Origin of the sequence: Microcystis flos-aquae FACHB-1344 (assembly GCF_014698375.1) — a bacterium.
Taxonomy (GTDB): Bacteria; Cyanobacteriota; Cyanobacteriia; order Cyanobacteriales; family Microcystaceae; genus Microcystis; species Microcystis aeruginosa.
This window is the reverse complement of record NZ_JACJSW010000158.1, coordinates 1-14,664: the sequence shown is the minus strand read 5'-3', so window position 1 is coordinate 14,664 and position 14,664 is coordinate 1. Positions and strand designations below refer to the sequence as shown.

The following is a 14,664-nucleotide window of genomic DNA, read 5'->3' as shown; positions in this document are numbered from 1 at the left end:
TAACATCTTGTTTACCAGACTATATTTACCATGGTAAACTATTTAGCTAGAAATGTCAAGCCGTCCTCCGCTACGCTAAAGGACGGGGTTTTAGACCCAAATTTTCGATAAATATCATCGGTACGGGCAGCCATGATGAAATCATTTTGATGTAATCCGCCCACGTCATGGGTCCACCAAGAAACGGTAACTTTACCCCATTCTGTCAATAAAGCGGGGTGATGGCCTTCTTTTTCCGCTGCTTCTCCCACGGCATTAGTAAAGGCGATTGCCTCTTGAAAATTGGCAAATTTATAGAGTTTTTGCAGACGGGGAATACCCTCGTATTCTAAGAGATTCCAATCGGGAATTTTAGCCTGTAAAGCGGTAATTTCCTCGGCAGTGATAGGAGAAGAACCCGATTGATAAGGTTGACATTTTTGTTGGGCAAGTTCGGTCATAGGGGTATCAATCTAGATTTTTTAAGTAAGTAGTTATAATTAAATTGAAGATAGATTTTGCCTCTGATCCCCCCTGCCCCCCTTGATAAGGGGGGTGCCGATAGGCGGGGGGATCCCCCCTTCCCCCCTTGATAAGGGGGGTATCTGACAACTTTTAACACCTACCTACTTACCTTTATTATAGATGAAAATCCCCCAGAGAAATTTTTTATTCTTCCTCTGACTCTGGAGAACTGACCCAAGGAGTAGAAGATTCGGCAGCTTTCGGGAAAGAAAAAGATTTTTTCGGAGCAGAAGGCAATAATTCCAATTGTCGATTACCGGTTTTATAGCTAGTTTTATTTTTCTGCTCTCCCCGTCGTCGTTGGGAGGTTTTTTCCTCCGTGGTATTTTCGGCTATCACTTCATACAAAATCGCCCGTTTATCCTCTTGTTGTCCTTTTCTTAACACCCGTCCTAAACGCTGAATATATTCCCTAGTGGAACCGGTTCCCGATAAAATAATCGCGATGCGCGCTTCCGGCACATCAACCCCTTCATTGAGAACATGGGAAGTCACCAGAATTTTGTATTCTCCCTGACGAAAACGGGTCAGGATTTCATGGCGTTCTTTCACGGGAGTTTGATGGGTTATGGCAGGTATTAAAAAGCTCTCGGAAATGCGGTAAACTGTGGCATTATCGTTGGTAAAAATCAAAATTGGTTCCGGATGGTGTTCACAGATTAACTCGGCTAAAACCCGCAATTTTCCCTGGGTTCCGGAGGATATTTCCTTCGACTCCCGGTGCGCTAACATGGCCCGGCGCCCTTCGCTACTTCTGGCACTAATCATGACAAAATTTTGCCAACCATCTAAACCAGACAAACTGAGATTATTTTTTCTTAAAAAATCATTGCGAATTTTAATTGCTTCTTGATATTTTTCCTGTTCTTTGGCAGATAGTTTCACTTTAATTTGAATTATTTCATGATCGGCTAGGGCTTTTCCTGACAAGTCTTGGGGACTTTTTTGATAAACAATTGCACCAATAAGATAATCTAAATCTTGATGACTACCATCGCCGCGATCCGGTGTTGCTGTTAAGCCTAAACGATAGGGTGCGATCGAATCTTCCGCTATTTTCCGAAAGAAATCCGATGGTAAATGATGACATTCATCAAAAATCAAAAAAGCGTAACGATTGCCAAGAGTTTCTGAATAAATTGCCGCACTTTGATAGGTGGCGATTAAAATAGCACTATTATCCTTAGAACCTCCCCCTAATAATCCCACCTCGGCATCGGGAAAAGCCGCCAACATCTGGGCATACCATTGGTGCATTAAATCAATAGTCGGCACGATAATTAAGGTACTGCGGGGAGTCGATTGTAGAGCTAATTGGGCAAGATAGGTTTTACCGGCAGCGGTGGGAAGGACGATAACACCCCTTCTCTGGGATTTTTTCCAAGCGATTAACGCTTCCGTTTGGTGGGGGTAGGGTTCCCGTTCAAAACTGGCAATTAATTCTAAATTGTTGAAAGCTTTTGCTTCATCTTGGAAGTTAATGCCCTCCTCCTGTAGGGTTTCCACGAGAGGACGATAATGAATGGCCAAAATGCGAAATCTTTCGATACGATCATCCCAAGTGGCAAAATCTAGCCATTTTTTCCCTTTTGGTGGTGGATGGAGAATTAAGGTTCCTCGCTCATATTTGAGGGTGGGTAAGCGCATTTTTCAGTTATCAGTTATCAGTTATCAGTTATCAGTTATCAGTAAACAGAACGTAGGTTGGGTTGAAGCATGAAACCCAACGCCCGCTCATGTTACGCTACCGCTAACCCATCCTACAAATAATTGTGCCTCCCTACTTATCAGTTATCAGTTATCAGTAAACAGTAAACAGTAAACAGTAAACAGTATAAGTGAACTGAAAACTTACATCTGATAACTGATAACTTATTCAAGGCTGACGGCGGCAAGATAGCTTATCGCTAGATCATATTGATCAGGTTAAAAAAATAGAGTGTGAATTAACACACTCTCAGCATATCGAAACAGCTAAAGTTTGGCAATAGATTAAATCTTTTCGGTTAGCTTAGTCAGAACGCGATTGGAACGTTCCACAAAAGCTTGCATTCCCTCGGCATCAAATCCTTTTTGAGCGATTAAAGCTAAATCATAAACGTGCTGACAGAGCATTTTCGCTAATTGCGCCGATGGAGATTCGCCGCTACCGGTAACAATACTTCCCTGACTAATCTGGATAATCTGTTGAATTAGGGGATGATTAGTATTAATCATCAGAATATGTTCTTCGGGGAAAGCCATGGCTTTTTGTTGCATCATTGCCGTCATTTCCTGTAAGCGTCGCATCGCTTCTGGAAGTAAGACAATTGCCGGGGGAGTAGCTTGGGGATCATCGGATTTCAAGGCTTCAGTTTTGATATTGATGCGGGAATTATCGAGAGCTTTGGCGAAGATTTCTTTGATCAATTCAGCCCGGGTTTTATTACTGGCGGGATCGATAATTTCACTAGCTTGATCCTGTTCGAGCAGCGTCGAGTCTAATTCAGAATCAACCCGGGTGAATTTCACATCGGAGTATTCTCTTTCTAGGAAAGGAATAAAGTAATTAGTATCGATGAAAGAATCAAAGAAAAGGATTTCTAAACCTTGATTTTTGTAGAGTTCAACGTAGGTGGATTGGCTACGAGGATCGGTACAGTAAAAAACTCGATTTTCGTGGCGTTCTTTATGGCGTTCTAGGTAGGCTTTGAGAGTAGTATAACCTTCCTGTTCGATCGCTTCTAGGGGAGTTTTCGCCGTTGCTTCTTGCCATGCGTCACCTTCGGCGGTTTGCACTGCCACTTGTACCGGGGTTTCTGGGGGTTTGTAGGTAGTCCGATAGATTAAAATATCTTCTACCTGCTGTTTAAATTTATCCTCTTTCAAGGAACCAAATTTAATAAAAGTTCCCACATCTCCCCAACAACGAATATATTCTTTCGCGTCTTCGTTATAGAGAGATTTGAGGCGATCAGCAATTTTTTTGGCAATAAAATCGGCAATACGGCGAACGGTGCGATCTTTGGTTAAAGCACTTCGAGACACATTTAAAGGAATATCTGGACTATCGATAACTCCTCGCAAGGGTATCAGGAAATCGGGAATAATTTCCTCGCAATGATCGCTGACAAAAACCTGATTACAGAATAACTTTAATTGTCCTTTTGAGACATCCACATCCGGTCTGAGTTTGGGAAAGTAGAGAATGCCATTGAGCAAGAAAGGATAATCGGTATTCAGATGTACCCAGAGTAAAGGTTCTTCTTGGAAAGGATAGAGATAACGATAGAATTCTAGGTAGTCTTCTTTAGTCAGATTTTGAGGAGATTCTTTCCATAAAGCCCGTTGTTGATTAATCACTTCCCCATCAATTTTAATGGGAACGGGCATAAAATCTGAGTAGGTTTTGACTAACTGGCGAATGCGGGCAGGTTCTAAATATTCCCCTTCCTCATCCATCAAAGTTAGGGTAATAGTCGTGCCGATTTGGCTGCGGGAAGAATCGGTTAATTCAAACTCTGGAGAACCATCACAGCACCAATGGACAGGGGTAGCACCTTCTTGATAGGAAAGAGTATCAATCTCTACCTTTTTAGCCACCATAAAAGCCGAATAGAAACCTAGGCCAAAATGACCGATTAAATCGTTGGCTGATTTTTGGTATTTATTGATAAATTCTTCCGCACTGGAAAAGGCAACTTGGTTAATATATTTCTTGATTTCTTCCCCCGTCATCCCGATGCCATTATCGGTAATTGATAGGGTACGATTTTCTTTATCGATGGCGAGATTAATTTCTGGTTCAGGGACTTCTCCTCTCGCTTCTCCTGCTAAAGAAGCCATTTTTAACTTCGAGATGGCATCAACACTATTAGATATCAATTCCCGCAGAAAAATTTCATGGTCAGTGTAGAGGGATTTTTTGATAATAGGGAAGATATTCTCGGTATGAATCGTGATATTACCTTTTTCGAGTACCGTCATACGTTCAATCAGTAAGGGTTTGACTATTCTAACTTTTTTATTCTGCTCGATAATGGCAGCATTGATCACAGAGCGATTGCCCAACTTCTTCTAGGGGGATAACCGTACCGATAAAGGCATTTAACGGCAGCGGGGCTATTTCTAGAACTCGATCGCAAAAATTAGGGGTAAGTGCCAGATTATCGCGGTTATTGATGACTTTTTGACTTTTACAAGCGGTTGGTTGAGATTTGCCGATTGAGCCAGAATTGCAGTAGCTCTACTGTTTACTTTGCAGATATCCCTCAATCAAAATATCGGGATTGAGATAATTAACCGTGACATTTTCTAACTGTAAAGCTTGGCTCATTAACTGGAAACCTAAATCACCTACGGCAGTAGGTGCCTGGATTCCCCCGATGATTTTGGGCGCGATAAAAGCGATAATTTTTTGTACCATGCCCTCAGCGATCGCTGCTGCACTTAAACCGCCGCCGCACTCCCACAGAACCTGACAAAATCCCCTTTGATCAAGATTTTCCATCACTAAAGTGGGTGTCACCGCGGTTAGTTCGATCACTTCCACGCCTTTTGTTAATAATTGTTGCTTAAGCTTGACATTAGAATCAATTTGTGTATAAACAAGCGTGGGAAATTGACTGGTATCCCAAAGATGGGCGGAGGAGGGTAAATCGAGCGATCGAGTCATGACCACGCGCAGGGGATTATGATCGGAGAGGCCGTGAGTGGTTAGGTGGGGATTATCTTGACGGACAGTGCTACCGCCGACGATAATCGCATCACAGGCCGATCGCAATTGATGGACTATTTGGCGAGAAGCGGGGCTAGTAATCCAAGTGCTATGACCGCTAGTAGCGGCAATTTTGCCATCGAGAGTCATGGCATATTTGAGAATACCGAAGGGTTTTTTAGCGGTGATGCGATGGATAAAACCCTGATTGAGTTGACGACATTCGGACTCCTCCACTCCCACCAGCGTCTCGATACCTGCCGATTCTAATCTTTGAATGCCTTTCCCCGCCACCAAGGGATTAGGATCGATCATCCCCACCACCACTTTTTTAATGCCCGCTCGCATAATTGCCTCGCTACAGGGTGGAGTACGTCCATAGTGGTTACAGGGTTCAAGATTGACGTATAAAGTGGCACCACGAGCTTTTTCTGCTGCCTGTCTCAGGGCGAAAACTTCTGCATGGGGTTGTCCGGCCCCTGGGTGAAAACCTTCACCGATAATTATACCCTCTTGAACGATCACAGAACCGACCAAGGGATTAGGAGAAGTCCGCCCCAAGGCTTGCCTAGCAAGGGTTAGACATCTTTGCATCATTGTGCGATCGAATTCTGTTGCCTGGGTCATGGTTTATTTCTCCAAATGAGGGGAGACTTTTCAGTGATCAGTGATCAGTAATCAGTGGGAATTATAAATTATAAATTATGAATTGGGAGACAGGGGTGATGGGGTGATGGGGTGATGGGGTGTGGGGTAGGGCTGATTCATTCTCCGAATCTAATTCTTTTTTTTGCTACCTTTAATCGCTTATGAGGTAAGCAAAGCACGACGTTTTGAAAAATTTTCAGATATTTATTCCGATAAATCGACTAAAAACGTTGCCAGATAAGGATTTGAGAGAATGACATTTGAGAGAATGAAACGACACTAGGGTGTGGGGAGAATAAATAAAAATAATCTCCTGAATACTGACTCGGAGAATACTGACTCGGAGAATACTGACTCCTTACCCCACAGTTAACTTTACTTTTGTCCAACTACTTATTATTTTAAAATGAAATGTATCAACGAATACAGAAATCTCAGATCAAAAAAACAAAGATCGAAAAACATTGACTACTCACACATCAAGATAAATCCCTAGGTGTTTGGTCTTCTGAAATGATTGACCCCTGTTCCTAGGATTTAGCGGTTGAACGGACATAATTGCTCGGTAATTATTTTCAATAGTAATGAATCGACCTACTAACTCAACAAAGTAAACGAATTAACGATGAAACGAATTGCTCGAAAATCCGGGGAACTTGTCGGTTTGTTACCGAAAATTAACCCTGTCTGGTTAGCCTGTGTTCCTTTGTCCGCGATTATTTTTGTGGTTTGGAACACGGCCGTACAGGCCCAAGATGCGAAACCCTTAACCCCCGAAGATGTCCAAAACGCCCTCAATACAATCTGGGTTTTAATTGCCGCCATCCTCGTGATCTTTATGAACGCGGGTTTTGCGATGCTAGAAACGGGATTCTGTCGCCAGAAAAATGCCGTTAACGTTCTCGCCAAAAACCTGATCGTTTTCGCCCTCTCCACCATATCATTTTGGGCGATCGGTTTCTCCCTGATGTTCGGGTCTGTCAGTAACGAATTTTTCGGTACAGGAGGTTGGTTCCTCAGCAGTAGCGATCCTGCCACCTACGCCATGCCGAAATATTTGCCCACTTCGGTGTTCTTCCTGTTCCAAGTCGCTTTCGCGGGAACGGCGGCAACCATTGTATCTGGGGCCGTGGCAGAACGGATTAAATTCGTCGATTTCCTCGTTTTTAGCTTAATTATCGTCGGTATCATGTACCCGATCACTGGTCACTGGGTTTGGGGTGGCGGTTGGTTAGCTGACCTTGGTTTTAAAGACTTCGCCGGTTCGACGGTGGTTCACTCGGTGGGTGGTTGGTCTGCTTTAACCGGGGCGGCAATTCTCGGCCCGAGAATGGGCAAATACATCAACGGTCGCACCAGTGCCTTACCCGGCCATAACATGAGTATTGCGACCTTGGGTTGTTTAATTCTCTGGATTGGCTGGTTCGGTTTTAACCCCGGTTCTACTTTAGCGGTTAATGAAACTGTCCCCTATATCGCTGTCACCACTAACCTCGCCGGGGCCGCGGGTGGCATTGCCGCTACCCTTACCGCTTGGTTCAAAGATGGTAAACCCGACCTTTCGATGATTATTAACGGTATTCTGGCTGGTTTAGTGGCCATTACTGCCGGTTGTGATGGTGTATCCTATTGGTCGGCGGCAATCATCGGTTTAATCGCCGGCGTAGTCGTGGTTTACTCGGTGTCTTTCTTCGATAACCTGAAAATTGATGACCCGGTGGGTGCCACTTCCGTTCACCTCGTCTGTGGTGTGTTGGGAACTTTAGCCGTCGGTATCTTCAACAAAGATGCGGGTTTAATCACCGGTCAATTCCAACTGTTTATTAACCAAATTATCGGAATTGTGGCAGTAGGGGCATTTACCGTGATTGTTAGTGGTATTGTTTGGACAATCCTCAAGGCTACCCTCGGTATTCGTGTTACTCCCGAAGAAGAATTGGAAGGTCTGGATGTGGGTGAACACGGAATGGAAGCCTATAGCGGTTTCGTCAAGGAGTCCGATATCGTTGCCGGCGGCTATTATGCTTCCAGTGTTGACATGGAAACGCCTAGCACTCGTTAGGGTAATAAACATCCGGCAGAAATGCTACCCATAGCTAATATTGGCTAATATTTAGCAGGGATTGACGAACTGGCGCGTACACGTTTACCATAGAGGAGTCCAGGTGAAAACCCCAGTTAGCAAGCAACCTCTATACTGATAAGTTGCCAATACGATAACTAAGCAATGACGTAACATCCAAGCGTGGTTTTAGTCGATAACCAAGACAGCACGTCAGTTCATGCGTCTAAAACCAAAGGTTTTAGACTTTGGGAGATACCCCCTCTTTAAGAGATTCTCTTAAAGTGCATTGTTAATGTATGTTAACAAAAAAGTATCGGTAAACCTTGTAAAGATAGATTAACTTATCCCCGACAAAGTTAAAGAGAAAAGGAAGAAGGCCTCGCCCCGATGCGATCGGTGGCTATAATTGCCTTCTAAACCTTTTCTCTTTCGGTTTTTGTCTCTTTACGGACAGAAAAAATTAATCTTGCTACTAACCACCAACCGACAATGAAAAAGATCGTAGGAATAACCATGCTTTTGCTGGGACTGGGATTCAATTTCGGAGTTGCCCCGGTTTTTGCGGAAACCGTCGCCGCCGCTCCCCCCAATCCGATTAGTGCTGGAGATACAGCTTGGATGCTGATCTCGTCGGCTTTAGTTTTATTAATGACCCCCGGACTGGCTTTTTTTTATGGGGGTTTAGTGCGTTCCCGTAACGTCCTCAACACCATGATGATGAGTTTGGTGGCCATGGGCGTCATCGGTGTAACTTGGGTGCTTTGGGGTTATAGTCTCGCTTTCGATGTCACCCCGGGTAAAAGTGGTTTTGGCGAGGGAATTGAAGCTTTTATCGGGGGACTAGATTGGATTTTTCTCAACGGTGTCACCGCCGCCGCACCTGACGATATCGGTTATGCACCCACCGTTCCCCATCAAGTGTTTATGGTCTATCAGATGATGTTTGCGATCATCACCCCGGCTTTAATTTCGGGTGCGATCGTGGAACGGGTCAACTTTAAAGCCTATTTTTGGTTTTTACTGCTTTGGTCCACCTTGATCTATTCTCCCCTAGCTCACTGGGTTTGGGGTAAGGGTTGGTTGGCAGCCACTGGGGCGCTGGATTTCGCTGGTGGAACCGTTGTTCACATTAGTTCCGGGATTTCCGCACTGGTGGCCGCCTGGATGATCGGTCCGCGGCGTAGTTTTGGTGTCCAAACCTATGCACCCCATAATGTGCCGTTTGTTCTCCTAGGTATCGGTTTACTCTGGTTCGGTTGGTTTGGTTTTAATGGTGGTAGCGCGCTTTCCTCTAGTTCCCTAGCCACGACAGCTTTTGTTAATACCACGATCGCCGCTTCGGCCGGTGGTTTGACATGGATGCTTATAGAATGGATTTTACGGGGTAAACCGACGGCGATCGGTATTGCTAGTGGATTTTTAGGGGGATTAGTGGGTATTACTCCCGCTGCCGGTTATGTGCTGCCGATCGGGGCGATTCTCATTGGTTCGATCACTGCCCTTACCTGTTTTTTTGCGGTTAGTCTGCGGGCAAAATTGCGCTTTGATGATTCTTTGGATACCTATCCTGTCCATGGTGTCGGCGGGACAATAGGGGCGCTGCTTACGGGGCTTTTTGCCACAAAAGCAGTTAATCCAGTCGGAAATGATGGTTTATTTTTTGGGAATCCGGGGTTACTGTGGACGCAATTTGTTGGCGTTGCCGCTACTTATATCTTTGCTGCCGTGGGTACTTTTGTTATCCTGAAAGTTCTCAGTCTATTTATGGAGCTGCGGGTTAAACCGAATACGGAAGCAGAAGGGTTAGATGTTCCTGAACACGGAGAGGAAGCCTACGGACAAGAATTCGAGTTTGGTAGCAGCTTTTCCTACCAAGAAAATTCTCCGACCACAAATCCTCGAGAAAATTATTAGCGATTCCAATCAGCTATCAGTCTGGCTAACAGAGGCGAAATTTCGTCTCTGTGAAACTGGGCTAAAAAATTCCGTTTTTGGTCGTCTTGTCTCTGTCACCGGGGATTGTGAGCCTGTCCGTCGCTGGCCAAGAATGCTCGATCGTTATTGTCCAGAGATTCTCCAAGACCCAAAAACTCTCCGCCAAGGCCGCATGAGTAGCGATCGCTAGGGAGGATCAAGTTTTATCTAGATGGGCAAAACAGCAAAAAATTAGCGATTCCTACTGACAATAATCAAGAATTTTGTAAGCCAGCTAACTCAGCAATTGTGTAGGTGGGTCTGCCTTTAACTTCCTCGTAAATTCTGCCGATATATTCTCCTAGTATTCCGATGCTAATTAGCTGCACAGAACCCAGAAAAAATATAGCGATCATAATCGTGGCAAAACCCGTGATCGGTGAGTCGGGTTGCTGTAAACGCCAATATAATACTAACAGAGCCATAATCAAAGATATCAGGGCAGAAAATAATCCTAGATAGGTGGCAAAACGTAAGGGGACACGGGAAAAAGATACTAGGCTATTAATAGCTAAAGATAATGATTTGCTAAAGGTATATTTTACTTCCCCAGCAAAGCGCGCATCCCGCTCAAATTTAACCGCAGTTTGTGGAAAGCCAATCCAAGCGCGCAACCCACGAATATAACGATTTCTTTCTGGGAGAGAATTTAATAGATCTACCACCTGACGATCCATTAAACAAAAGTCTCCTGTATCGGCGGGAATATCCACATCGGCTAGTCTTTTAAGCAAACGATAAAAGAGATAGGCCGTCAGTTTTTTAAACCAACTTTCTTGTTTTCTTTTGGTTCTTTGGGCATAAACTACTTGATACCCCTCTTGCCATTTTTCAATCATTTGGGGAATTAATTCGGGCGGATCTTGCAGGTCGGCATCCAAAACAATAATTACTTGTCCTCGGCAAAAATTAAGTCCAGCAGTTACCGCCGCTTGATGACCAAAATTGCGGGCGAAACTGATATAACATACTCGTGAATCAGCTTTGTGCAGTTCTCGCAGCAGTTTTAAGGAACTATCTTTACTACCATCATTTACTAGGATTAATTCTACCGCCCCATCTAAATTATTCATGATGGCACTCACCCGGCGATACAGTTCGTCAATAGTTTCTTCCTCGTTATAGATGGGGACAATCAGGGAATATTTTAGCATTTGCATAATAATATTTGACCAGTAATTGATTGAAAAATCTGACTCCTAACTCAGAGAATTCTGCCGTCAATCTCTTTACTTAGCGAAGAAAATCTTCGATCGCCTGTCCCGTCTCTTTTGGTGCTTCTTCTGGTAAAAAATGACCGCTGGCGATCGCCTGTCCGGTGACTTGATTAGCTCGCTGCTGCCAAAGAGCGATCACATCGTATTGACGTGCAATGAAACCTTTTTTTCCCCAAAGAACCAAGAGGGGAGAGGAAATTTTCCGGTCTAAATCCTGACGATCATGCTCTAAATCGATGGTAGCGGCGGCCCGATAATCGGCACAGGTGGCGGTTATCGTGCTTAAATCTCGAAAACAACGCCGATATTCCCCCAAAGCTTCCTCTGTAAAAGCGCTAAAATCTCGACCCCAACTTTGCAAGCAATGTTGCAGATAATAATCGGGATTAGCGGCGATCAGGGTTTCGGGAAAAGGGGAAGGCTGAATCAAGAAAAACCAATGATAGTAGGCAGTGGCAAAAGTTTTATCAGTCGCCTCGTACATCGCCATCGTTGGTGCTATATCGAGTAAAACGATTTTTTTGACCTTTTCGGGAAAATCAAGGGCGAGACGGTGGGAAACTCGCGCCCCTCGATCGTGGCCGATTAGATAAAACTCCTGATAACCAAATTTTTCCATCAGCAACACCTGATCGAGGGCCATCACCCGCTTGCAGTAATTGCTAGAATCCTCTAGGGGTAAGGGTTTATCGCTATCCCCGTAGCCCCGCAGATCCGTGGCGATCACCGTAAAATTGGCCGCTAATCGGGGGACGATTTTATGCCACATTTGATGGGTTTGGGGATAACCATGGAGCAAAAGCAGCGGAAAACCGCGCCCACCTTTGATACCATTGATAGTAATGCCATTAACTTCTAGTTGAAATTTCCGAAAATTTGTCAGCATTTTTGCCTCCTGTCACCTTGGGGAAAGATAATTGCATCATCAGGTAAAAGTGACCCAATCAGTAAAGTTTTTTCACTATAGCTCCTCAAGCCGCTGCTTTTCTGGTAGATTAAAACCATTGGGTTGCTCAAAAATCAACGAGTTAAGCAGTAATTTGATTATGATCTCGATTATCTATTCCGATGAATTTCTCGATCACGATACAGGTATTTACCATCCCGAAAAAGCGGCGCGTTTAACGGCAATTGTCGGAGCTTTAAAACAAACAGAATGGCAGTCAAAATTAACATGGCATTTACCCACACCGATCGAAATTCGCGACGAAGTAATCCCTTTGATTAAACAAGTTCATAATCAAGATTATGTTGATATATTGCGGCGAATTTGTCAACAGGGTGGGGGAAGATTGGATGCAGATACTCCCGTTTCTGCCCGTAGTTACGATGTGGCGTTACTAGCGGTTAGTGGCTGGTTAGATGGAGTCGATCGAGTCTTATCCACCGGCGATCCTGCCTTTATTTTAGCCCGTCCTCCCGGACATCATGCCACTTCTAATTATGGCATGGGTTTCTGTCTGTTTTCTAATGCTGCTATTGCGGCTTATTATGCTTTAGAAAACAAAAGAGTGCAAAAAGTAGCGATTCTTGATTGGGACGTGCATCACGGCAATGGCACCCAGGATATAGTCGAAAATCATCCCCAGATTGCCTATTGTTCCCTCCATCAATTCCCCTTCTATCCCGGCACGGGAGAAGCGAGAGAAAAAGGTGAGTTTAATAATGTTTTGAATATTCCCTTATCGGCGGGAAGTACGATTAAAGATTATCAAGAACATTTTGAGGGGCAAGTCATACCTTTTCTGAAAAATTTTCAACCGGATTTAGTGATTGTTAGTGCTGGATATGATGCCAATCAAGCGGATCCTCTGGCGGGAATTTGTTTACACCCACAGGATTATGGAATTTTAACCAAATACCTCTTAACTCTCAATAAACCGCTGCTTTTCGGCTTAGAAGGTGGTTATGATTTAGAAGCTTTAGCGGCTTCCGTCGTCGCCACCTTAGAAGCTTTGCTCTGATCCTATTCCGGGTAATCGTTACATTTCTTTAAAAAGATTGCTAACAAAGTGATGGAATGCGGTAAGGTAAACGATCGATAGAAAAAAACCCTTGACCTAGTTGCCTTTTAAGATTATGAACTCGCTTGCGCCACACCTCAAAGCCAAAGCCCTCAAGCCCAATAGTCGTCGTCCTGCCAAAGAATTGTGTAGCGAGTGCGGACTTTGTGACACTTATTACATTCACTATGTTAAAGAAGCTTGTGCTTTTCTCAATCAACAAATCGCCGATTTAGAAGCAGCAGCACACGGCAAAAGTCGCGACTTAAATCAGGAAAATGATCTCTATTTTGGTGTTCATCAAGAGATGATGGCTGCCAAGAAAAAACAAGCTATTCCCGGGGCGCAATGGACAGGAATTGTCAGTACAATTGCCTGTGAAATGCTCAATCGTGGTTTAGTAGAAGGGGTGGTTTGTGTGCAGAATACCGCCGAGGATCGCTTTCAACCGCAACCGATTCTCGCCCGTACCACTGAAGAAATTCTCGCCGCTAAAGTTAATAAACCGACTCTTTCTCCCAATTTATCAGTCCTAGAAGAAATTGAAAAATCGGGCATGAAACGGTTATTAGTTATCGGAGTTGGTTGTCAAATTCAAGCCCTAAGAGCAGTAGAAAAAAAATTAGGCTTAGAAAAATTATATGTCTTAGGAACTCCCTGCGTCGATAATGTCACCCGCTCAGGACTGCAAAAGTTTCTAGAAACTACCAGTCGTTCCCCAGAAACTGTGGTTCATTACGAATTTATGCAGGATTTTCGGGTACACTTTAAACACGAAGACGGCTCGATGGAAATGGTTCCCTTTTTTGGCTTAAAGACTAATAAATTAAAGGATGTTTTTGCCCCTTCCTGTATGACTTGTTTTGATTATGTTAACTCCCTTGCCGATTTAGTTGTGGGCTATATGGGCGCACCTTTTGGCTGGCAATGGATTGTCGTTCGTAATGATACGGGCAAGGAAATGTTAGAGTTAGTTAAAGACCAATTAGATACCCAAGATGTTATGTCTAGTGGTGATAGAAAACAGGCGGTACAAAATAGCATTCCCGCCTACGATAAAGGTGTAACTTTACCTATGTGGGCGGCAAAAATGATGGGAGTAGTAATTGAAAAAATCGGGCCTAAAGGTTTAGAATATGCTCGCTTTTCCATCGATTCTCACTTTACCCGTAATTACCTTTATGTTAAACGTAATTATCCTGAAAAATTAGCGGCTCATGTTCCTGAATATGCTAAAAAGATTGTGGAACAGTATAAATTGCCCGATTAATTAGGGTATGCTGAAAAAGTAGGGGCGCAGCATTCAGATAGGAAATCTACGGTTTCAGCGATAGGTTATCCCCCGAATACTTTGCCTCAAGTCAATGATAGGTGGTGCGTTACGACGGATTGTTAGCTTCAAGTCAAAGCAGAGATTTTTGCCGTCTAACTACATTTTACTAAATCTGGATGTTGTCAAATTTTCTCTTGACAAAAGCCCCTTGACATGATATTATATTCATAATGGAAAATCCGTGCGCCTACAGACCCTCTTTTCCAACGCTCTTAACTATGATT

At 43.9% G+C, this 14,664-nt stretch carries 11 protein-coding genes; 5 read left to right on the top strand and 6 right to left on the bottom strand.

What is annotated here, in order from left to right; all coding sequences use genetic code 11:
- Positions 1–38: 38 nt before the first annotated feature.
- The 4 genes from H6G48_RS14650 to ribD all read right to left on the bottom strand — a co-directional run bounded on the left by H6G48_RS14650 (position 39) and on the right by ribD (position 5,827).
- Positions 39–440: a 4a-hydroxytetrahydrobiopterin dehydratase gene (locus H6G48_RS14650; RefSeq protein WP_147073796.1), complete on the bottom strand. Its 402-nt coding sequence runs from the start codon at positions 438–440 to the stop codon at positions 39–41.
- Positions 441–648: 208 nt separating this feature from the next.
- Entirely contained in the window at positions 649–2,151 is a 1,503-nt protein-coding gene (locus H6G48_RS14645; RefSeq protein WP_190722307.1) for a DEAD/DEAH box helicase, read from the bottom strand.
- A gap of 345 nt (positions 2,152–2,496) precedes the next feature.
- Positions 2,497–4,470, bottom strand: coding sequence for a molecular chaperone HtpG (gene htpG, locus H6G48_RS14640; protein WP_277925616.1), 1,974 nt, complete (start codon positions 4,468–4,470; stop codon positions 2,497–2,499).
- Positions 4,471–4,729: 259 nt separating this feature from the next.
- Positions 4,730–5,827, bottom strand: a complete 1,098-nt coding sequence (gene ribD / locus H6G48_RS14635; RefSeq protein ID WP_190722305.1) for a bifunctional diaminohydroxyphosphoribosylaminopyrimidine deaminase/5-amino-6-(5-phosphoribosylamino)uracil reductase RibD — start codon at positions 5,825–5,827, stop codon at positions 4,730–4,732.
- Between the two features lie 646 nt (positions 5,828–6,473).
- Between ribD and H6G48_RS14630 the strand changes: the two genes are divergently transcribed.
- From H6G48_RS14630 to H6G48_RS14620, 3 genes are all read left to right on the top strand, one after another.
- Positions 6,474–7,910 carry an ammonium transporter gene (locus tag H6G48_RS14630; RefSeq protein WP_190722304.1) on the top strand — a complete coding sequence of 479 codons (1,437 nt, stop codon included), beginning with the start codon at positions 6,474–6,476 and terminating at the stop codon, positions 7,908–7,910.
- A 492-nt stretch (positions 7,911–8,402) separates the two neighbouring features.
- On the top strand, positions 8,403–9,827 hold the full coding sequence (locus tag H6G48_RS14625; RefSeq protein WP_190722303.1) for an ammonium transporter: 1,425 nt from the start codon (positions 8,403–8,405) through the stop codon (positions 9,825–9,827).
- Complete coding sequence (locus tag H6G48_RS14620) at positions 9,766–10,038, top strand: hypothetical protein (protein WP_190722302.1); 273 nt, start codon at positions 9,766–9,768, stop codon at positions 10,036–10,038. The genes H6G48_RS14625 and H6G48_RS14620 overlap by 62 nt, the downstream gene beginning before the upstream one ends.
- Before the next feature lie 64 nt (positions 10,039–10,102).
- Here the strand turns inward: H6G48_RS14620 and H6G48_RS14615 are convergent, their stop codons facing one another.
- Positions 10,103–11,041 carry a glycosyltransferase family 2 protein gene (locus H6G48_RS14615; RefSeq protein WP_190722308.1) on the bottom strand — a complete coding sequence of 313 codons (939 nt, stop codon included), beginning with the start codon at positions 11,039–11,041 and terminating at the stop codon, positions 10,103–10,105.
- A 79-nt stretch (positions 11,042–11,120) separates the two neighbouring features.
- Complete coding sequence (locus tag H6G48_RS14610) at positions 11,121–11,990, bottom strand: alpha/beta fold hydrolase (RefSeq protein ID WP_190722301.1); 870 nt, start codon at positions 11,988–11,990, stop codon at positions 11,121–11,123.
- Positions 11,991–12,150: 160 nt separating this feature from the next.
- On the opposite strand from H6G48_RS14610, the gene H6G48_RS14605 reads away from it, so the two are divergent.
- Together H6G48_RS14605 and H6G48_RS14600 are read left to right on the top strand one after the other, a co-directional pair.
- A complete protein-coding gene (locus H6G48_RS14605) occupies positions 12,151–13,068 on the top strand; it encodes a histone deacetylase family protein (protein WP_190722300.1) in 918 nt (305 codons plus the stop codon).
- A gap of 115 nt (positions 13,069–13,183) precedes the next feature.
- Complete coding sequence (locus H6G48_RS14600; protein WP_104398406.1) at positions 13,184–14,377, top strand: Coenzyme F420 hydrogenase/dehydrogenase, beta subunit C-terminal domain; 1,194 nt, start codon at positions 13,184–13,186, stop codon at positions 14,375–14,377.
- Positions 14,378–14,664 lie beyond the last annotated feature (287 nt).

Bases quoted from the DNA above. Each gene is read 5' to 3' on its own strand.
- H6G48_RS14630 (WP_190722304.1), top strand. From the start codon at position 6,474: ATGAAACGAATTGCTCGAAAATCCGGGGAACTTGTCGGTTTGTTACCG.
- htpG (WP_277925616.1), bottom strand. From the start codon at position 4,470: ATGACGGTACTCGAAAAAGGTAATATCACGATTCATACCGAGAATATC.
- H6G48_RS14610 (WP_190722301.1), bottom strand. From the start codon at position 11,990: ATGCTGACAAATTTTCGGAAATTTCAACTAGAAGTTAATGGCATTACT.
- H6G48_RS14615 (WP_190722308.1), bottom strand. From the start codon at position 11,041: ATGCTAAAATATTCCCTGATTGTCCCCATCTATAACGAGGAAGAAACT.
- H6G48_RS14650 (WP_147073796.1), bottom strand. From the start codon at position 440: ATGACCGAACTTGCCCAACAAAAATGTCAACCTTATCAATCGGGTTCT.
- ribD (WP_190722305.1), bottom strand. From the start codon at position 5,827: ATGACCCAGGCAACAGAATTCGATCGCACAATGATGCAAAGATGTCTA.
- H6G48_RS14600 (WP_104398406.1), top strand. From the start codon at position 13,184: ATGAACTCGCTTGCGCCACACCTCAAAGCCAAAGCCCTCAAGCCCAAT.
- H6G48_RS14605 (WP_190722300.1), top strand. From the start codon at position 12,151: ATGATCTCGATTATCTATTCCGATGAATTTCTCGATCACGATACAGGT.
- H6G48_RS14645 (WP_190722307.1), bottom strand. From the start codon at position 2,151: ATGCGCTTACCCACCCTCAAATATGAGCGAGGAACCTTAATTCTCCAT.
- H6G48_RS14625 (WP_190722303.1), top strand. From the start codon at position 8,403: ATGAAAAAGATCGTAGGAATAACCATGCTTTTGCTGGGACTGGGATTC.